Origin of the sequence: Bradyrhizobium denitrificans (assembly GCF_013179005.1) — a bacterium.
GTDB classification, from domain to species: domain Bacteria; phylum Pseudomonadota; class Alphaproteobacteria; order Rhizobiales; family Xanthobacteraceae; genus Bradyrhizobium; species Bradyrhizobium denitrificans.
The window spans coordinates 33537-52710 of record NZ_JABFDP010000002.1 but is presented as its reverse complement, the minus strand read 5'-3'; the positions used below and the strand labels follow the sequence as shown (position 1 = coordinate 52710).

General features: G+C 67.4%; 19 protein-coding genes. 10 read left to right on the top strand and 9 right to left on the bottom strand.

Features of this window, described 5'->3' with window-relative positions; genetic code table 11:
• Positions 1–85: 85 nt before the first annotated feature.
• The 3 genes from HL671_RS02290 to HL671_RS02280 are packed head-to-tail and all read right to left on the bottom strand — an operon-like array spanning position 86 to position 4859.
• The gene (locus tag HL671_RS02290) at positions 86–2908 is read right to left on the bottom strand and encodes a DUF4159 domain-containing protein (protein ID WP_172235480.1); all 2823 of its coding nucleotides are present in this window, start codon (positions 2906–2908) and stop codon (positions 86–88) included.
• Positions 2905–3861, bottom strand: a complete 957-nt coding sequence (locus tag HL671_RS02285; protein ID WP_012042476.1) for a DUF58 domain-containing protein — start codon at positions 3859–3861, stop codon at positions 2905–2907. The genes HL671_RS02290 and HL671_RS02285 overlap by 4 nt, the downstream gene beginning before the upstream one ends.
• Complete coding sequence (locus HL671_RS02280; protein WP_012042477.1) at positions 3861–4859, bottom strand: AAA family ATPase; 999 nt, start codon at positions 4857–4859, stop codon at positions 3861–3863. The genes HL671_RS02285 and HL671_RS02280 overlap by 1 nt, the downstream gene beginning before the upstream one ends.
• 263 nt (positions 4860–5122) lie before the next feature.
• Between HL671_RS02280 and HL671_RS02275 the strand changes: the two genes are divergently transcribed.
• The 4 genes from HL671_RS02275 to HL671_RS02260 are packed head-to-tail and all read left to right on the top strand — an operon-like array spanning position 5123 to position 7906.
• Positions 5123–5725 (top strand): DUF1285 domain-containing protein, encoded by a 603-nt coding sequence (locus tag HL671_RS02275; protein WP_172235479.1) that lies wholly within the window; start codon positions 5123–5125, stop codon positions 5723–5725.
• A gap of 8 nt (positions 5726–5733) precedes the next feature.
• Positions 5734–6396, top strand: coding sequence for a CoA pyrophosphatase (locus tag HL671_RS02270; RefSeq protein ID WP_371260190.1), 663 nt, complete (start codon positions 5734–5736; stop codon positions 6394–6396).
• Positions 6393–6656: a DUF6111 family protein gene (locus HL671_RS02265; protein ID WP_012042480.1), complete on the top strand. Its 264-nt coding sequence runs from the start codon at positions 6393–6395 to the stop codon at positions 6654–6656. The genes HL671_RS02270 and HL671_RS02265 overlap by 4 nt, the downstream gene beginning before the upstream one ends.
• The gene (locus tag HL671_RS02260; RefSeq protein WP_172235478.1) at positions 6653–7906 is read left to right on the top strand and encodes a CCA tRNA nucleotidyltransferase; all 1254 of its coding nucleotides are present in this window, start codon (positions 6653–6655) and stop codon (positions 7904–7906) included. Before HL671_RS02265 ends, HL671_RS02260 begins: the two co-directional genes overlap by 4 nt.
• 39 nt (positions 7907–7945) lie before the next feature.
• Here HL671_RS02260 and HL671_RS02255 read toward each other — a convergent pair whose 3' ends face one another.
• Positions 7946–8926, bottom strand: coding sequence for a CobW family GTP-binding protein (locus HL671_RS02255; protein ID WP_172235477.1), 981 nt, complete (start codon positions 8924–8926; stop codon positions 7946–7948).
• Positions 8927–9189: 263 nt separating this feature from the next.
• Here HL671_RS02255 and HL671_RS02250 point away from each other — a divergent pair, with 263 nt between their 5' ends.
• Positions 9190–9384, top strand: a complete 195-nt coding sequence (locus HL671_RS02250; RefSeq protein WP_041750535.1) for a hypothetical protein — start codon at positions 9190–9192, stop codon at positions 9382–9384.
• A gap of 246 nt (positions 9385–9630) precedes the next feature.
• Entirely contained in the window at positions 9631–10407 is a 777-nt protein-coding gene (locus tag HL671_RS02245; RefSeq protein WP_012042483.1) for a TSUP family transporter, read from the top strand.
• Positions 10408–10453: 46 nt separating this feature from the next.
• Here HL671_RS02245 and HL671_RS02240 read toward each other — a convergent pair whose 3' ends face one another.
• Positions 10454–11422, bottom strand: a complete 969-nt coding sequence (locus tag HL671_RS02240) for an alpha/beta fold hydrolase (RefSeq protein WP_210263733.1) — start codon at positions 11420–11422, stop codon at positions 10454–10456.
• Positions 11423–11572: 150 nt separating this feature from the next.
• On the opposite strand from HL671_RS02240, the gene HL671_RS02235 reads away from it, so the two are divergent.
• The gene (locus HL671_RS02235; protein WP_172235598.1) at positions 11573–12025 is read left to right on the top strand and encodes a MarR family winged helix-turn-helix transcriptional regulator; all 453 of its coding nucleotides are present in this window, start codon (positions 11573–11575) and stop codon (positions 12023–12025) included.
• A gap of 40 nt (positions 12026–12065) precedes the next feature.
• On the opposite strand, the gene HL671_RS02230 is transcribed toward HL671_RS02235, so the two are convergent.
• The 4 genes from HL671_RS02230 to HL671_RS02215 form a co-directional block, all read right to left on the bottom strand.
• On the bottom strand, positions 12066–12461 hold the full coding sequence (locus HL671_RS02230) for a (R)-mandelonitrile lyase (RefSeq protein ID WP_172235597.1): 396 nt from the start codon (positions 12459–12461) through the stop codon (positions 12066–12068).
• Positions 12462–12577: 116 nt separating this feature from the next.
• Positions 12578–13045 carry a cyclophilin-like fold protein gene (locus HL671_RS02225; protein ID WP_172235476.1) on the bottom strand — a complete coding sequence of 156 codons (468 nt, stop codon included), beginning with the start codon at positions 13043–13045 and terminating at the stop codon, positions 12578–12580.
• On the bottom strand, positions 13042–13809 hold the full coding sequence (locus tag HL671_RS02220) for a glucose 1-dehydrogenase (protein WP_041750536.1): 768 nt from the start codon (positions 13807–13809) through the stop codon (positions 13042–13044). Before HL671_RS02220 ends, HL671_RS02225 begins: the two co-directional genes overlap by 4 nt.
• 64 nt (positions 13810–13873) lie before the next feature.
• Positions 13874–14890 (bottom strand): zinc-dependent alcohol dehydrogenase family protein, encoded by a 1017-nt coding sequence (locus tag HL671_RS02215; protein WP_012042489.1) that lies wholly within the window; start codon positions 14888–14890, stop codon positions 13874–13876.
• Positions 14891–14994: 104 nt separating this feature from the next.
• Between HL671_RS02215 and HL671_RS02210 the strand changes: the two genes are divergently transcribed.
• The 3 genes from HL671_RS02210 to HL671_RS02200 all read left to right on the top strand — a co-directional run bounded on the left by HL671_RS02210 (position 14995) and on the right by HL671_RS02200 (position 19001).
• Positions 14995–15888: a LysR family transcriptional regulator gene (locus HL671_RS02210; RefSeq protein WP_172235475.1), complete on the top strand. Its 894-nt coding sequence runs from the start codon at positions 14995–14997 to the stop codon at positions 15886–15888.
• Between the two features lie 413 nt (positions 15889–16301).
• Positions 16302–16748, top strand: coding sequence for a (2Fe-2S)-binding protein (locus tag HL671_RS02205; RefSeq protein ID WP_172235474.1), 447 nt, complete (start codon positions 16302–16304; stop codon positions 16746–16748).
• Positions 16749–16760: 12 nt separating this feature from the next.
• Positions 16761–19001, top strand: coding sequence for a xanthine dehydrogenase family protein molybdopterin-binding subunit (locus tag HL671_RS02200; RefSeq protein ID WP_172235473.1), 2241 nt, complete (start codon positions 16761–16763; stop codon positions 18999–19001).
• The last annotated feature ends 173 nt before the right edge of the window (positions 19002–19174 follow it).

Genomic DNA, 19174 nt, shown 5'->3' with positions numbered 1-19174 from the left:
GAGAACGGAGGGACGTGGATGCCCGGGACAAGCAAGGGCATGACGGCGGAGATTGGGGCGGGACCGACGTTCATGACGACCATGGTCACTGTCCGAGCCGTTCGATCAGCGCCGGTGCATGCACCTGGTCGGCCTTGTAGTTGCCGGTCAACGTGTACATCACGATGTTGACGCCGGCGCGGAAGGCGAATTCGCGCTGGCGCGGCTCGCCCGGCACCATCGGCAGCATGGCCTGGCCGTCGGGGCGGAGCGCCCAGGCGCCGGCGAGATCGTTCGAGGTGATGATGATCGGCGACACGCCGTCGCCGCCGCGCGCCGGGCGGGCCGCGCTGTCCTCGTCCTCGTCCTTGGGCAGCGCCTCGACCCAGGTCTGCCCTGCGGTGAAGCGGCCGGGGAAGTCGCGCAGCAGATAGAACGTCTTGGTCAGCACATGCTCGCGCGGCACCGGCTCGAGCTCGGGCACATCCAGCGAGGACAGGATGTCGCGCAGCGACTGCATGCCCGGCGTCTGCTGGGCGCCGTTGTCGCCGGGAGGCGCCTCGACCGCGTCGCGGGTGTCGAAGATCACGGTGCCGCCTTGCTTCATATAGGCGTCGATCTTGTTGATCGCGTCCTGCGGCGGCTTCGGCGCGCCCGGCACGATCGGCCAATAGATCAGGGGGAAGAAGGCGAGTTCGTCATGGGCGGGATCGACGCCGACGGGGTCGCCGGCCTCCAGCGCCGTGCGCTGCGCCAGGAACAAGGTCAGCCCGGTCATCCCGGCCTTCACGATCGCATCGACATCGGCATTGCCGGTCACGACGTAAGCGAGCCGCGTCTGCGACACTGCACGCATGGCGAAATCATCGCTGGCCGCGTCGGCGCGTGCGGCGGTCGGCAGCGCGACCGCAAGCAGCGCACCGGTGGCGAGCATGACCAAGGCGATCGCCGCCGGCGCGGCGCGCCGCCGGCGTGCCAGTGCGGCCAGCGCGCCGCCGAGCAGCGCGACGATGACCGCGTCGATCAGGAACAGCAGCAAGGCGGTCGACAGCAGGATGCCCCGGAGATCGCGCGGTTCCGCCGTCGTGTAGCTCGCGCGCTTGGCGCGCAGCGCAGAGGTGTCGAGCTGCAGGATGCGATCGGCGGGGCTGAGCGTGTTCACTGCGGTAGGTCCCTCGGCTGGGCCGTAGAAGCCGGGTGGATGATCGAGCGAAGCCCGGTCGTTGAAATCGGCCGGCAGCGGCTTGGCCGTCGAAGGCGGCGGTCCGAAGGCACCGAAGCCGTCGAGGATGTGCAGCGGCGCCAGCGTCGCCTTGGCGCTCTCGCCGGCGGGACCCGCCCCCGGCGTCGAGGTGTAGCCGGACATGTCGACAATGCGGCGGAGCATCTCGACCATGGCGCCGGACATCGGCAGATCCGACCAGCGCATGTCGGCGCTGACATGGAACAGCGCGATCAGGCCCTTGCCGCGATGTTCGCCGGTGACCAGCGGCGTGCCGTCCTCGAGCGAGGCCCAGCTCTTGGTCGCGAGCACGGCGTCGGGCTCGGCCAGCACCTGACGGCTGATCGTGACGTCCTTCGGCACGCCGATGCCGGCGAACGGGCCGTCTGCTGCGAACGCTGCGAGATGCTGCGGCTTCTCCCAGGTCAGGCTGCCGCCGAGCGTGCGCCCGCCACGCCGCAGCTTGACCGGCACGAGGTCGTCATCGCCTTGCGCCAGCCGGGGGCCGGCGAAGCGCACCAGCACGCCGCCATTCTCGATCCAGCCATTGAGGCGATCGCGCAGCTCCGGAGACAGCGTGCCGACATCGGCCATCACGATCATCGGCACTTTCTGGTCGAGAAACTGCGTGATGATCTGTTGCGGCGCGCCGCGGTCACCCAGCCTCAGATCGGCGAAGGGCGACAGCGCGCGAGTCAGATAGAAGGTCGGTGCGAGCAGCGGCTGGGCGGTGTCGCTGGTGGCGCCCGAAACGATGCCGACGGCGCGGCGGCGCCAGCGCTTGTCGAGCAGCTGCACGGCGCCGGCCGAGCGCTCGCCCGCGATCTCCAGCCGGGTGATGTCGTTGCGCAGCTCGACCGGCAGGTCGAAACTGGCTTCCGCGTCGTGTGCACCGGCGGCGAAGCTGAATTGCGCCTCGCCGAGCGGCGAGCCCTTGGCGTCGAGGGCGCGCACCACGCCCCCGGGGATCGAGAGATCGGCGCGCAGCACCTTCACGGTCATCCGGGCGGCGGCATTCTCGGCGCCGGCGAGCGCCAGCGGCGACAGGGTGCCGCCTTCGAACACGGTCAGGCTGCGATCGCCGATGGTCTTGGCGAGACCGGTCACGAACTCACTGCCGCGGCCGGGATCGACGCCGTCCGAGAACCACAGGATCTCGGCATCGCCCGTGGCCTTGAGAAAGCGATCGAGCTGCGGCAGCGCGTCGGCGCGCTCGGTGGTGTAGGCCTTGGGCGCAATCTGGCGCAGCGCGACGCGGGCCGCGCCGGCTGGCATCAGCGTGAGATCGCGCGCGGGCTCCGACAGCGGCACGAGCGCAACGCCGCGGCGGTCGGCATCGGCATTGGCGATGATCTCGTCGGCCGCCTTGATGCGCGTCTCCCAGCTTGCGGCGGCGCTCCAGCTGTCGTCGAGCAGCAGCACCAGCGGCGCTTTACTGCCGACGGCTTCGGTGCGCGGATTCCAGATCGGGCCGGCCGCCGCAAAGATCACCAGCGCCGCCGCGATCAGCCGCAGCAATGTGAGCCACCACGGCGAGCGCGATGGCGTCTCCTCTCTCGGCGTGATGTCGAACAGCAGCCGTGTCGGCGGAAACTCGATGCGCCGCGGCCGCGGCGGCATCACCCGCAGCAACCACCACAGCACGGGCAGGCTGATGAGGCCGGTCAGCAGCAACGGTTCGGCGAATGACAGCGGCAGTCCCATCATGCGCCGAGCCCTCTCGTGCCTGCGCCCACTTTGACGCTGCCGCGGGTGCCGACCTTGCTCGTCGTCATGCCGGCGTGCAGGAACAACAGCAACTCGGCCGCCGAGCGGCTGGTGGTGTGCGTCGTGAACAGCCAGTCGAGCTTGGCGGTCTCGGCGCGGATCTGGTCGCGATGCAGCGCGACGCGGGCGACGTAGTCCTGCGCCCAGCTCTCGGCGCGGCCGGCGGTGATCACCTCGCCACCTTCGGGCTCGACGAACTCGACACGCCCGGAATAGGGAAAGGTCTCCTCGGCGGGATCGACCACCTGCACCATCGTGCCATGCGCGCCCGACGCCGACAGGCCGGCGAGCATCGTGCTGATCTCCGGGATCGGCGACCAGAAATCCGACAGCACCACGATTTCGGCCAGCGCCGACGGCACGAAGGAGGGCGGCAGGCTCGGCCGCGCCGTCTCATCATGCAGCATCGCCTGCGCGATGCGGTCGATGACGCTGCGGCTCCCGGTCGGATTGAGCAGGCCGGGAATGCCGACGCGTTCACCGCCGGCGACCAGCAGTTCGGCCAGCGCAAATGTCACGATCAGCGCACGCTCCAGCTTGCTGTCGCGCGCGCCTTTGGAGGCGAAGGCCATTGACGGCGAACGGTCCGGCCAGATCCACACCGTGTGTGCGGCCTCCCATTCCTGCTCGCGGACATAAAGATGGTCATCGCGTGCCGAGCGACGCCAGTCGACGCGCTGCGACGGCTCGCCGGAGACGAAGCGGCGATATTGCCAGAAGCTTTCGCCCGACCCGGCGCGGCGTCGCCCGTGCAGGCCGTGAATGACGTTGGCGGCGATCTGCCGGGCTTCCAGGACCAGGCGCGGCAGCGAGGACGCCAATGTCCGGCTTTCGCCGTCGGCGCGCCGGATTGCGAGGATCTCCTTGTCGGCGTGCCCTGTCGCTGCGGCCATCAACCAATCCGGCTCTTCAGTTGCCGGATCACGTCCGGAATGGTGCGGCCTTCGGCGCGGGCGGGGAAGGTCAGCGCCATGCGATGCTTCAGCACCGGCTCGGCGAGATCGAGCACGTCGTCGATCGACGGCGCGAGGCGGCCGTCGAGCAGCGCGCGTGCGCGCACCGCGAGCATCAGTGATTGGCTGGCGCGCGGGCCAGGGCCCCAGGCGATCAGCTTGCCGGCATCGCCGGCCTCTGCGCCGGGACGTGCCGAGCGCACCAGAGTCAGGATTGCCTCGACGACGGAATCGCCGACGGGCAGCCGCCGGACCAGCCGCTGCGCCGCGATCAGCGCATCGGCGGTCATCGCGCCCTTGGCCGCGCTCTCTTCGGCGCCGGTGGTCTCGAACAGGATGCGGCGTTCGGCGTCGCGATCGGGATAGTCGACGTCGATTTCCATCAGGAAGCGGTCGAGCTGCGCCTCGGGGAGCGGATAGGTTCCTTCCTGCTCCAGCGGGTTCTGCGTCGCCAACACGTGGAAAGGCTTGGGCAGATCGTGCCGCGCGCCTGCAACCGTGATGTGCTGCTCCTGCATGGCCTGGAGCAGCGCCGACTGGGTGCGCGGGCTGGCGCGGTTGATTTCGTCGGCCATCAAGAGCTGCGCGAACACCGGTCCGGCAATGAAGCGGAACGAGCGCTTGCCCACGGTGCTCTCGTCGAGCACCTCGGCGCCGAGAATGTCGGACGGCATGAGGTCGGGCGTGAACTGAACGCGCTTGGCGTCGAGACCGAGCGTGACGCCCAATGTCTCAACGAGCTTGGTCTTGGCCAGGCCGGGCACGCCGATCAGTAAGGCGTGGCCGCCGGACAGGATCGTCACCAGGGTGTTTTCCACCACGCGGTCCTGGCCGAAGATGACGCCGGAGATCGCCTCCTTTGCCGCGCGGACCTGACCGGAGACCTGTTCGGCGGATCGGACGATCGCATCCTCGAGCTTCTCGGCACTCTCAGCCATTCCCGTCGCTCCTTCTGCCCCGCATTTCAACCTTCAGACGGTTGTTCCGCTCCAATTTGTCAGGAGCCGGCTGCCAATCTATGCGAAGGCGCTGTATTCGTTGAGTTAAACTATCCCCATATTATCGGCATTACGGGGTATTGACGGCATCACGATATGGCGACCTTACATGACGTGCACGGCCGTCAGGAACTTTTGCACAGACGAGCGCGATGAATTCTTGCACCAATCGTGCCAAGGCGAACGCAAACTCGGGGCAAACCATGGCGAAGCAAGGGCAGAGTACCGATATTGGACTCGATCGGTTGACCTCGGCCGTGACACAGGCCGGCGCATCGGGAAAAGGCCTCCCGCCGGTGCATCTGTGGAATCCGCCATTTTGCGGCGATATCGATATACGAATCGCCAGCGATGGTAGCTGGTACTACATGGGCACGCCAATCGGCCGTCCGGCCCTGGTGCGGCTGTTCTCGACCATCCTCAAGCGCGAAGGCGACCGTTATGTCCTGGTCACGCCGGTCGAGAAGGTCGGCATTCGCGTCGATGATGCGCCCTTCATGGCCGTAGAAATGCGGAAAGAGGCGCGTGAGGGCGGAGCGCGGCTCTACTTCCGAACCAATGTCGACGATTGGGTCGTCTGCGACGCCGAGCACCGGCTGCGCTTCGAGCCGGGCGAAAGCGGCGGATTGACGCCCTATCTGCACGTCCGCGCCGATCTCTGGGCCAAGGTGACGCGGTCGCTCTATTATGAGCTTGTTGACATGGGTCAGGAGCGGATGATCGATGGTGATGTCATGTTCGGGGTGGAGTCGGACGGTGCGTTCTTCCCCATGGCCAACGCAGAAGAGGTGAGGGCGGCGCTTTGAACGAGCCCATGGTGGTGAGGACGACGACGGCCGAGGTGAACTCGGTCGAGTTCTTTGCGCGTGGCCGGGAGCGGTTGCGCTTCGACGTTCCAAAAGCTCTGCTCGATCCGGACGTCATTCCGACCAGCGGCGATTCCGGCACCGATCGCATGCTCGAAATCATCGCCCGCGAGCAGCCGATCCGGCCCGCAGCCGTGCTGATCCCCGTGGTCGATCATCCCGAGCCGACCGTGCTCTTGACCCAGCGCTCGCCGAATCTCAGCAGCCATGCCGGCCAGATCGCCTTTCCAGGCGGCAAGATCGACGTCACCGACGCCTCGCCGCTCGACGCGGCCTTGCGCGAGGCGGAGGAGGAGGTCGGGCTCGACCGCAGCTTCGTCGACCCGATCGGCTATCTCGACGTCTACGGCACCGCGTTCGGCTTCCGCATCCTGCCGACCGTGGCCCGCGTACGGCCCGGATTTACGCTCAAAATCAACGAAGGCGAGGTCGACGATGCGTTCGAAGTGCCGCTGGCCTTCCTGATGGACCCCACCAATCATCAGCTGCATTCCAAGGAGTTTCGTGGCATGGAGCGCTCGTACTACGCGATGCCGTTTGCGGAGCGCTACATTTGGGGGGCGACGGCGGGGATCCTGCGCGTGCTCTACGAACGGATTTATCTGCCATGATCCGACCCGTGTTGACGGAAGTCGGAATCTTCCTCATTCCTTTCGCAGTTTATATTGTGTTTTTGATCGCGACCCGGTCCGGGCTCCTGGTGCCTGCCTCATGGCCGCTGCACCTGGTCGCAAAATTGACGGTGGCGGCGTTGTTGCTGGTGATTGCAAGTCTGGTCCTGCTGGCGGAATTCTCCGGCGCGCCGCCGCATTCGACCTACGTCCCCGCCCATATCGAGAATGGCAGGCTCGTTCCCGGAGCCGAGAAATGACCGAGGTACGGGTGCTGAGCGCGCCCTGGCTCTCGTCCGGTCCGGCCGCGCGCGTGCTGGCGCTGCTCAACAGCGACGGCGAGGAGGCCCGGGTGGTCGGCGGCGCCGTTCGCAACGCTCTGCTCGGCATCGATATCGGCGATATCGACATCGCGACCACGGCCCTCCCGGCGGAGGTGATCCGCCGCGCCAAGGCCGCCTCGATCAAGAGCGTGCCGACCGGTATCGACCATGGCACCGTGACCTTGGTGCTGGAGGGGCATCCATTCGAGGTCACGACCCTGCGCGAGGATACCGAGACCTTTGGCCGCAAGGCCAAGGTCGAGTTCGGCCGCGACTGGATCGGCGACGCGCATCGGCGCGACTTCACCATCAATGCGCTGTCGGTGGGGCCGGACGGCGTCGTGCACGATCATGTCGGTGGGCTCGCCGACATCGCGGCGCGGCGCGTGCGCTTCATCGGCGATCCGGCACAGCGCATCGCAGAGGATTATTTGCGCATCCTGCGCTTCTTCCGCATCCATTCGGCGTTCGGCCATGGCGTGCCCGACCGTGACGGTTATCTCGCCTGCATCGCCGGCCGGGCCGGGCTCGCCACCTTGTCGGCCGAACGAGTGCGCATGGAGATGCTGAAGCTGCTCGTCACCGGGGGCGCGGTCGGCGCGGTCACTGCGATGACCGATGGCGGATTGCTGACCGCGATTCTCGGCGGCGTCGCTTATCTGGGCCCGTTCGCGGCGATGATCGAGATCGAACGCACGCTGGCGCTGCCGCCGAGCGCCGTTCGGCGCCTTGCGGCGCTCGCCGTCGCCGTCACCGAGGATGCGCGCCGCCTCGGCGCGCGGTTGAAGCTCTCCAATGCCGAGACCAAAGCGCTCGACGGCATGGGTCACCGCTGGTGGCGGCTTGCGACCGCCGACGAGGCGCGCGCGCGGCGCCTTCTGTATCGTCTCGGTGAGACCGTCTATCGCGACCGTCTGATGCTGGGCTGGGCTCGCGCCGGGCGGGATCACGATGCGCAACGCTGGCGCGAGCTGGCGCTGTTGCCGCAGCGCTTCACGCCGCCGAAGCTGCCGCTGAAGGCGGCCGATTTCATCGCGCGCGGCGTCGCGGAAGGGCCGCTGCTTGGCCATGTGCTGACGCTTGCGGAGGATGCCTGGCTCGCGGCCGACTTCCCGCTCGACGAGGCCTCCCTGAGTGCGATCGCCGATCAGGCCGCGGCGCGGGTGAACCGCGACGGACGCATCTAACGGTTCGATCCTGGGGGGCATTGCCTCACAACAGCGGCGTCACGGCTCCGGGCTCTGACAGCGGCCGAAGCCGTCGCGCAGAATCTCCTCCGGCAGATCGCGCCCGATGAACACCAAGCGGCTGCTTCTCGGCTCCCCGGGCTTCCAGGGACGTTGATGATCGCCCTCGAGCAGCATGTGAATGCCTTGAACGACAAAGCGATCGGGATCGTTCCGGAAATGGAGGATGCCCTTCAGACGCAGGATATCCGTCCCGAACAGCTGGACCGTCTGCTGGATCCACGGAAAGAACTTCTCCGGAACGAGCGGGATTTCCGTCGTCAAGGACAGGCTTTTGACATGGGAATCGTGCTCGTGGTCATGGTCCTCGGCGAGAAAGTTCGGCTCGAAAGCGAGAACCCTGTCGAGATCGAATGCATGGCGATCAAGGATCTGCTCGAGATCGAGCGCGCAGCGCTGCGTGCGATGGAGGGTCGCATAGGGATTGATCAGGCGGATGCGGGCCTCGATCGTATCAAGCTCCGCTTCCGAGGCGAGATCGGTCTTGTTGAGGAGCACCACGTCGGCGAATGCGATCTGCTCCTGCGCCTCCTGCGCGCGATCGATGTCTCCGAGCAGGTGTCTCGCATCGATGACGGTGACGATGGCATCGAGCCTGGTGTCGCGGCGGACGTCCTCGTCGACAAGGAATGTCTGTGCCACGGGGGCGGGGTCGGCGAGCCCGGTGGTTTCGACGATGATGCCGTCGAACTTGCCGCGCCGTTTCATCAATCCCTGCAAGATCCTGATGAGATCGCCGCGCACGGTGCAGCAGATGCACCCGTTGTTCATCTCGAAGATCTCTTCCTCCGCATTCACGACCAGATCATTGTCGATGCCGATTTCGCCGAACTCATTGACGATGACGGCGTAGCGCTTGCCATGTGTCTCGGTCAGGATGCGGTTCAGCAAGGTTGTCTTTCCCGCACCGAGATATCCGGTGAGAACGGTGACGGGAGTCTGTTTGATGGCCGCGGTCATGTTCGTCTCTTTCGGCGTCTGGGGTCGTTGGCGTCTGGGTCGTCGGCGTCTGAGGTCGTTGAAGTCTGCGTCGCAAGCGAGCCGTCCGGTCGTGACGGGGCCATCGCAAGCGAGCCCCCGCTGCTGTCGTCGCGATCTGGTGCCGACCGCTCGCTGGCCGGAGGGCCGGGTTCGGTCCCGCCGTTGCTCGCCTGGGGCGGCGCGGCTTCCGCTTGACGAGAGTGATGTTATAACATTACAAAACCTCCCGCCAGAGAGGATCCATGAGCAAATCCGAAATCATCCGCAGACCTCGTTTTGGAAGCGCCGGCGTTGCGAGCGACGGCCAGCGCCCGCTCAGGGGGACGGGTGAGGTCGTTCGCGGGATTGATTTCCGATCGAAGCGGCGCGAACGGATCTATGATCCGGACAAGATCTGGTCGGGTGAGCACACCACGCAGGACTTCATCGAGGTCTGAAGCGGATCGGGGTGCATGTCGCGGGGCGTCCTTCGCTCGCGCGTCATTGCGCGTGGCGCACGACTCGGCGGCATTGCTGCCGGAAGCATCGATTTGATCGCGCGCGGGGTTGCGGCCGAACCGCTTCTCGGTCATGAACTGGCTCTCGCAGCGGATGCTTAGCGCGGCGGATCGTCCGGCCGGGCCGGCATCGCTGACCGCGACCGCCGGTCAGGCGGCGGCGCGTGTCAACCGCGACGGACGTGCATGAATTTTCTCGCAGGCTTTGCCGATATCTCGCTGCTGCAGCTCCTGCTCGTTGCTTCCGTCGCTTTATTCGCTTCGATCATCGGCGGTCTCGCCGGCTACGGCACGGGTGCCCTGATGCCGCTGGTGCTGGTGCCGATGGTGGGCGCCGAGCCGGTCGTGCCGATCATCGCGATCTCCGCGATCCTCACCAATCTCAGCCGCGTCGTCGCCTATATCAGCCATGCCGACCGCACGCGCGCCGGCATCGTCATCGCCGCGGCCGCGGTCACCACGGCGCTCGGCGCCTATGGCTATACCCGCCTGACCAATGCCGGCGCGGCCTTCGTGATCGGCACCATGCTGATCATGAGCGTTCCGCTGCGCCGAATTCTGCGCAAGCGTGAGGTCAGGATCGGCAATGGCGGGCTGGCTGCCGGCGCTGTCGGATATGGGGTTCTCGTCGGCGGCACCTCCGGCTCCGGCGTAATCCTGCTGTCGCTGTTGATGGCGGCCGGCCTCGAGGGCGCCGCGGTCATCGCCACCGACGCGATGATTTCGGTGGCGACCGGCGTCATCAAGATCTCGGTGTTCGGCCTTGCCGGCGTTGTCACCGCCCAGGTGCTGGCCTTCGCACTTCTGATCGGTGCGATCGCGGTGCCCGGTGCCTTTCTTGCCAAGGCCTTCGTCGCGCGCATGCCGGTGCACATCCATGCCGCGATCCTCGACGCCGCCGTCATCACCGGCGGCGGCGTGATGATCGCATCGGCGCTGCGGCACCTGCTGCCGGCAGCATAGCCGTTACGGCGTTCCGGGCCGGCCGAGCCGGCCCGGACGACCGTGCTCAGCTTCGGATGAACGCGAGCAGGTCGGCGTTGAACGTGTCGGGATCGACCTGGGCGAGGCCGTGGGCGCCACCCTTGTAGATCTTGAGCTGTGCGTCCTTGACGATCTTCGCGGTCTTCGCCGCGGAGGCCGCGATTGGCACGATCTGATCGTCGTCGCCGTGAATGACGAGCGTCGGCTTGTCGATCTTCTTGAGGTCGGCGGTGTAGTCGACTTCCGAGAACTCGTGGATGCAGTCGTATTCGCCCTTGATGCCGCCCTGCATGCCGAGCCGCCAGAACTGTTCGCGCAGGCCCTCGCTGACCTTCGCCCCCGGCCGGTTGAAGCCGTAGAACGGGATCGTCAGGTCCTTGAAGAACTGCGCGCGGTTGGTCGCGGTGCCCTTGCGGATGTCGTCGAACACCTGGAGCGGCGTGCCTTCGGGATTGGCCTCGGTCTTGAGCATCAGCGGCGGCACGGCGCCGACGAGCACCACCTTGGCGACGCGCTTGGAGCCGTGACGGCCGATATAGTGCGCGACCTCGCCGCCGCCGGTCGAGTGCCCCACGAGCACGAGGTCGGTGAGGTCGAGCTTCTCGATCAGCTCGGCGAGATCGTCGGCGTACTGATCCATGGTGTTGCCGTCCCACGGCTGATCGGAGCTGCCGTGGCCGCGCCGGTCATGGGCGATGACGCGAAAGCCCTTCTGGCCGAAGAACAGCATCTGGGCGTCCCAGGCGTCGCCGGCGAGCGGCCAGCCATGCGAGAACAGGATCGGCTGGCCCTTGCCCCAATCCTTGTAGGCGATCTTCGTGCCGTCCTTGGTGGTGATGAAGGCCGGTGTGCTGCTGCGCTGCGCGCCGTGGTCGGCCGAAGACTTCGCCGTGGCCGGCGTCGATGCCAGCAGCGGTGCCGTCGCCAGCGCCGCGCCGGCTGCGAGCGCCACCCGCCGGGATAGCGATGCTTGATCGGATTCGTTGAAGCTCATGGCCGTACTCCTTAATATCGTTCACGATTAAATCGTGCACGATATTTATGGACGCGAGAAGGCCGGGTGTCAAGCGCTTGCGATTAGATCGTGTACGATATAAACTGGGACGGGGAGACCAAGTCGCGAGGCACGATGGCTGGCAAGACGATGGAGCGCCCGGACGGCCCGGAGGTGAAGCTCGACGAGTTGCTGTGCTTCGGCATCTATGCCGCAGGTCACGCGTTCAACCGCGTCTACAAGCAGCTGCTCGACGACCTCAACGTGACCTACCCGCAATATCTGGTGATGGTGCTGCTGTGGGAGCGGGACGACCAGACCGTTGGTGAGCTCGGCTCGCGGCTGTTCCTGGAATCGAACACGCTGACGCCCTTGCTGAAGCGCCTCGAGGCGCTCTGCTACATCGCGCGGCGGCGTGATCCCTCGGACGAGCGCCAGGTGCGGATCAGCCTGACGGAGGCGGGCGCGGCACTGCGCGCCAAGGCCGCGACCGTCCCGGCCTGCATCCAGGCCGCCTCCGGATTGACCGCGGCGCAGGCGCGGCAGTTGCTGAGCGGCGTGACGGCGTTGCGCGCAGCGCTCGATAGCTACGAGCCGGAGTGACAGTCCGCCGAGCGGTGCAGACGAAGCCGGAGATCGCCGATCACCGTCCGTACTGCGCGTCGCTTACATGCTCCATCCAGGTCACCGGACTGCCATTCAGCGACTCCTGGATCGCGATGTGGCTCATCGCGGTGGTCGCCGTCGCGCCATGCCAGTGCTTGAGCCCCGGCGGAAACCATACGACATCGCCTGGACGAACCTCCTCGATCGGGCCGCCCTCGCGCTGTACCCAGCCGAGCCCGGAGGTGATGATCAGCGTCTGGCCGAGCGGATGGGTATGCCAGGCGGTGCGGGCGCCGGGCTCGAAGGTGACGTGAGCGCCATTGGCGCGGGCCGGGTCCTGGGCCTGAAACAGCGGGTCGATGCGGACCGCGCCGGTGAACCACTCGGCCGGACCTTTGCCGGATGGCCGCGAGCCGGCGCGCTTGATGTCGATGTCCATGATCTCATTCCTCGGCTGGGCCGCGGGCGCGGTCGCGCCCTTGGCAGTGATGGGTGCGGCGATGGCGCTGGCCATCGCCGCGAGCAGGTCGCGACGACGCATGGCCACGCTCACTCCGCCGCGATGGTCACCTCGACGGATCCGGGCACCTCGAGCGCCGCCACGCTGCCGTCGATCCTGCCGAGAACGATGACGCCCGGCGATGGGATCGGTGTCCCGTCATGGCGGTAATAGATAGCGACATCAGGCCCGGGCGACCAGTAGATCACGTCGCCGATCGCGTAGTCGCGGCGTCGCTCGCCACCCTCGGTGAGGGCGCGGGGAAGATGGGCGAATTTTTCGCGGCCGAACAGGTCTTTCATAGTGAAGGACAGCGGCAGCAGCGCGACAAAGTCGCGCGTCGTCGGGTTGTCCTGCAGCGTGGCCGATGCGGCCTTGCCGTTGATCGTCAGGCGAAGCTTCATGATCTGTCCTGTCGGGCGCGGTGGTGCCGTCGTTTCCCCTGCTGCCTCGGCGCGGTGCGTGAGCGCCAGCGCGAGCGTGGCGGCGAGCAGATGCGTCGTGGCGGCACGGATCATGCCACGGTCATTCCGCCGTCGACGGTCAGCGCGTGGCCGATCACGTAGCTCGCGCCCGGACTGCACAGCCACAGCACCGCAGACGCGATCTCCTCGGGCCGGCCGGCGCGGCCGATCGGCACCGTGTTGGCGATGCCGTCATAGGCGGTCTCGTCACCGGCGACGACGTCGCGCGCGATCTGCGTATCGATCAGGCCGGGATTGACCGCATTCACGCGGATGCCGTGCCTGACGACCTCGAGCGCCGCCGTCCGCGTCAGCCCGACCACGCCATGCTTGGAGGCGATGTAGGAAGCGATGCCGGGATTGCCGGTCAGCGCGCCGACCGACGCGTTGTTGACGATCGCGCCGCTGCCCTGTTTCTGCATCTGCCGCAACTCGTAGGCCATGCAGCTCCAGACACCGCGCAGATTGATGCCGATCACGCGGTCCCAATCCTCGCGCGGGCTGTCGGTGATCGGGGCGATGCGCGCCATCACGCCGGCATTGTTGAAGGCGGCGTCGAGCCGCCCGAAGGTCGCGACGGTGCGATCGACCAGCGCGGCCACGTCGGCGTCGTCGCTCACGTCGCAGCGGATTGCCAGCGCGTTGTGACCGCGACCAACCAGCTCCCTGGCTGCTGCGACCACCGCATCCTCTCTGATATCCGCGAGCACCACAGCGGCGCCGGCCACAGCGAAGGCCTGCGCCGTTGCCAGCCCCATGCCGGAGGAGGCGCCGGTGACCAGCGCCACCTTGCCGGTGTAGTCCAACGGGTTTGTCATCGAACAAGTCCTTCTTCGTGGAGTGGACGCCGGCGCCGTCGGGCACGGCGGCCGGTCGAAGCCCTCAGGGCTGCAGCAGCACCTTGATCGCGCGGCGCTCATCCATGGCGCGATAGGCGTCCGCGACCTTTTCGAGCGGCAGCGTGAGATCGAACACCTTGCCGGGGGTGATCGCGCCGCTCATCACCAGGTCGATCAGCTTGGGGAGATATTTGCGCACCGGGGCCGGACCGCCATGCAGGTGGACGTGCGCGAAGAACAACTCCTCGCCGTTCAGCTCGACCCCGTGCGGGACGCCAACATAGCTGACATAGCCGCCGGGACGCGCGGCGTGGATCGCCTGCAGCATCGATTGCTGCGTGCCGACGCATTCCAGCACCGAGTCGGCGCCGATGCCATCCGTCATGTCCATGATTTCAGCCACGCCCGCGTCGCCGCGCTGGGTGACAATGTCGGTGGCGCCGAATTCCAGCGCGAGCTTCTGCCGGCTCTCGTGCCGGCTCATCGCGATGATGCGCTCGGCGCCCATCTGCCTGGCGGAGAGAATGCCGAGCAGGCCGACGGCGCCGTCACCAACCACGGCGACCGTCGTTCCCGGCTTGACGTTGGCAGCATCGGCGGCGAACCAGCCGGTGCCGAGCACGTCCGAGGTGGTGAGGATGCTCGCCAACTGCTCGGGCGAGGGGACTCCGGGCGTCGGCACCAGCGTGCCATCGGCCTGCGGCACCCGCAGGAACGGCGCCTGGGCGCGGCTGATGAACTCGCGCTTTACGCAGGACGACTGATAGCCGAAATTGCAGTGCGGGCAGGTATTGTCCGACGTGGCGAACGAGCCGACGACGAACTGGCCGGGCTTGATCCGGCGCACCGCACGGCCGACCTCCTCGACCACGCCGCAATATTCGTGGCCCATCGGCGTCGGGCCGTTCAGCGGCTGCAGGCCGCGATAGGGCCACAGATCCGAGCCGCAGACGCAGGTTGCGGCAATGCGGATGATGGCGTCGGTCGGCTCGATGATATCTGGCGTTTCGCGGTCCTCGAAACGCACGTCATGTGGACCATACAGAACAGCGCCGCGCATGGCTTGGTCTCCTCACAGAGGCTTGCCGCCATGGCTCATTTAGCGCGCGCCTCGACCGGCACTAGCCGCTATAATCGGCATGCACTTATAAGCAGGATTGATGAATGCAGGGCGGCAGACTGGACGATCTCCTGGCCTTCGTGGCGATCGCGCGCGAGCGCAGTTTCACCAACGCAGCGGCCAAGCTCGGCGTCTCGCAATCGGCGCTGAGCTACACGATCCGCGAGCTCGAGGCGCGGCTCGGCGTGCGGCTGTTGACGCGCACCACGCGCAGCGTCGCGCCGACCGCGGCGGGGCTGCGTCTTCTCACCACCGCAGGCCCTCGCCTGGAGCAGATCGAGGCGGAGCTCGCGGCAATCCGCGAATTGCGCGACAAGCCGGCTGGCACGATCCGCATCACGGCGACCGAATATGCTGCCGAAGCGATCCTGCTGCCGAAGCTCGCGAAGCTGTTGCCGGCCTATCCCGACATCAAGGTCGAAATCGTGGTCGACTACGGCCTCACCGACATCGTGGCCAAGGGCTTCGATGCCGGCGTCCGCAGCGGCGAGCAGGTCGAGAAGGACATGGTGGCGGTGCGGATCGCGCCGGACATGCGCATCGCCGTGGTCGGTGCGCCGTCCTACTTCAAGACGCGCCCGATTCCGAAGAAGCCTCAGGACCTGATCGGCCATAATTGTCTGACGCTTCGTCTGCCCACGCATGGCGGCCTGCATGCCTGGGAGTTCGAGAAGGGCGGCCACGACCTGCGGGTGCGCGTCGAGGGGCAGCTGACCTACAACGCAACCTCGCAGATCATGAAGGCCGCGCTCGCCGGCCTCGGCCTCGCTTACGTGCCGGAGGGCTGGGCGCAGCCGCACATCGCCAAGGGACGTCTGAAGCGCGTGCTCGAAGACTGGTGTCTGCCCTATTCGGGCTATCATCTTTATTACCCGAGCCGCCGCCAGCAGTCGGCGGCCTTCACGCTGCTGGTCGAGGCGCTGCGCCATCGCGCGTGAGCAGATCGTGTGCGTGCGGCACGGCCGGCGGTTGCGGGCCTCGCCTTTCGAGACGCCCGCTTGCGGCGGGCTCCTCTGGGTGAGGGGCGGGGTCGTTCGCTCAGGAGCCAGTTTGTAGCCCGAATGAGCTCCACCCGACGCCTCTTCGGCGTCGGCTGGAGCGACATCCGGGTTCACCAGCGGCAGCGCGTGAGAACCCGGATGTCGCGTCCGCCTTCCGCCCTCCGGGCGCAGGCTCCCGCTCATCCGGGCTGCGATTTGGCTGCGGCATGTCGCCTCGATTAATCGAACCGACTCATAGGTGCATGCGAAGCCGGACGGCTAATGCGAGGCGGACGCAGGCGATAGATGTGACGCCTCGTTTTCTGTCCGCGCGGCCGGCTGTCCGCCGCCGATGCCCTGGGAGTAGCGCCATGGAAGTGACCATCAACGGCAAGCGCCATCAAGTGACGATGGCCGACGACACGCCGCTGTTGTGGGTGATCCGCGACGAGTTGGGCATGACCGGCACGAAATACGGCTGCGGCATCGCGCAATGCGGCGCCTGTACGGTGCTGATCGACGGCCAGGCGACACGCTCCTGCGTCACGCCGGTCGGCAGCGTCGCCGGGCAGCAGGTCACCACGATCGAGGCGATCGGCGACGACGCGGTCGGCCGCCGCGTGGTCGAGGCCTGGGTCGCCAACCAGGTGCCGCAATGCGGCTATTGCCAGTCCGGCCAGGTGATGGCCGCCACCGCGCTGATCAAGCAGACGCCGAAGCCGAGCGAGCAGGACATCGCCGCCGCCATGGTCAATCTGTGCCGCTGCGGCACCTACAATGCGATCGCCGCCGCCGTGCGGCAGGTCGCGCAGGGCTGAGGGCAAGCGCACATGAACAGGATCATTCGCGATCACTCCTCCACCACGTCCGCCGGTCGCCCGGTCAATCTCTCGCGCCGCGGCTTTCTCGGTGCTGCCGCCGGCGCGCTGGTGCTCGGCTTCGATCTGCCGGGCACCAAGGCCGTCGCGCAGGGCGCGGCGCCTGTCGCCAAGGCGCCGAACGTCGCAGCGTTCCTGGAGATCCGCCCCGATAGCACCATCCTGCTGCGCAGCCCGTTCATCGAAGGCGGGCAGGGCATCTCGACGGCACTGGCGCAGATCGTCGGCGAGGAGCTCGATGCCGATCCCGCGACTTTCGTCGTGGAATGCGCGCCGCCCGGCGCCGATTATCTCGTCGTCGGCGGCGCCCGCTTCACCGGCGGCAGCTTCTCCGTACGCGCGAGCTACGCGACCATGCGCCGTGTCGGCGCCTCGGCGCGGCAGATGCTGCTGCAGGCCGCCGCCGCGCGGTGGCGCGTGCCGGCCGACAGCCTCTCCACCGAGCCCGGCCGCGTGCGTCACGCCGCCTCGAACCGCACGCTCGCCTATGGTGAACTCGCCGCTGACGCGGCCAAGCTGCCGGTGCCGGAGACGGTCGCGCTGCGGCCGGAGAAGGACTTCCGCTGGATCGGCAAGCCGTTCGCGCGGCTCGATGCGCGCGACAAGTCGACCGGCAAGGTGAGCTACGGCATCGACCTGAAGGTCGACGGCATGCTGCAGGCCGCCGTGCAGCACGCACCCCGGCGCGGCCAAGAGCCCGGCGCTTTCGCCAATGAGGCCGAGGTCAAGGCGATGCCCGGCGTGCATTCGATCCATCGCTTAGCCGGCGCGGTCGCCGTCGTCGCCGAGCGCTGGTGGTATGCGCGGCGCGCGGTCGAGACGCTGAAAGTGACGTGGACGGAGCCCGCGGCCGGCGCGCAGGGCGTGGTGCCCGCGAACTTTTCGTCGGAAGGCCGCAAGGCCCAGCTCGCGGCCATGCCGGGGCCGGGCTTCGATGCGGAGAAGGTCGGCGACGTCACGGCTGGCCTTGCGGGAGCCGGGCGGGTCATCACTGCGAGCTACGACGCGCCTTATCTGGTGCATGGCCAGCTCGAGCCGCCCTCGGCGATCGCGCGCTGGAATGCCGACGGCACGCTCGATCTGTGGCTGCCCAACCAGGCGCCGGAGATGTTCCAGGCTGCCGCGGCGAAAGTCGCCGGCATCACGCCCGACAAGGTCAAGCTGCACTCGCCGCCGCTCGGCGGCTTCTTCGGCCGTCACTTCGTCTATCCGCCGGCCAATCCGTTCCCGCAGGTGATCCAGCTCGCCAAGGCCGTCGGCCGTCCGGTGAAAGTGATCTGGAGCCGCGAGGAGGAGTTTTCGCGCGATGCCATGCGCCCGCTCGGCTTCGCGCGCTTCAAGGGTGGCCTCGACAAGGACGGCATTCCCGTCGCGATCGAGGCCGAGGCCGTCGGCGACGGCCCGCTGGCGCGCTGGTTCGGCCGCAAGCCGGACACTGCTGACTCCTCCGCTGTCGAAGGCATTGCCGAGAAGCCCTACGCGATCCCGCACCGGCGCGTCGCCCATGTGCTGGTCGAAGATCCCAACGTGCTCGGCTTCTGGCGCTCGGTCGGGCATTCGATGAACGACTTCTTCTACGAGACGTTCTTCGACGAGCTTGCCGATGCCGGGCGGCAGGATCCGTATCAGCTGCGGCTGCGCCTGCTCGCCGACAAGCCGCGCCACAAGACGCTGCTCGAAGCCGTCGGCGAGCTCTCCGGCGGCTGGAAGCGCGGCCCGTTCACCGCCGCCGACGGCAGCAAGCGGGCGCGCGGCGTGGCGATGGCCTCGCCGTTCGGCAGCGAGGTCGCGACCATCGCCGAGGTGTCGCTGAAGGACGGCGCCGTGCGCGTCCACGATGTCTGGGTGGCGATCGATCCCGGCCGCATCGTCAATCCGGCCATCATCGAGTCGCAGGTCAATTCGGCGGTCGCGCTCGGCCTGTCCTCGGCGCTGCTGGAGGAGATCGTCTTCGTCGACGGCGCGCCGCAGGCGCGGAATTTCGACGCCTATCCGATCCTGCCGCCGGACCGGATGCCGCGCGTGCATGTCCGCATCGTCGAGAGCGGCGCGCCGATGGGCGGCATCGGCGAGCCCGGTCTGCCGGGCGTGCCGCCCGCGGTGGCCAACGCCGTCGCGGCACTCACCGGACAACGCGTTCGTAGCCTGCCGCTGTCCAAGGTGAAGTTCGAGGAGGCGGCCGGTCGCACGTAAGGCAACGCTGGAGCTGCGTAGCCGGTGCGCTCCCTCTCCCCGTTCTTACGGGGGCGCGACGAGCTTCGCTCGCGCTGAGAGGGGCGGGGTGGGCAGCCACACGGGTGGTGCATCTGCGGCCGCCGACACTCATGACTCCGATGGAGCTGTGACTGTCACGTCGTATGTGCCAT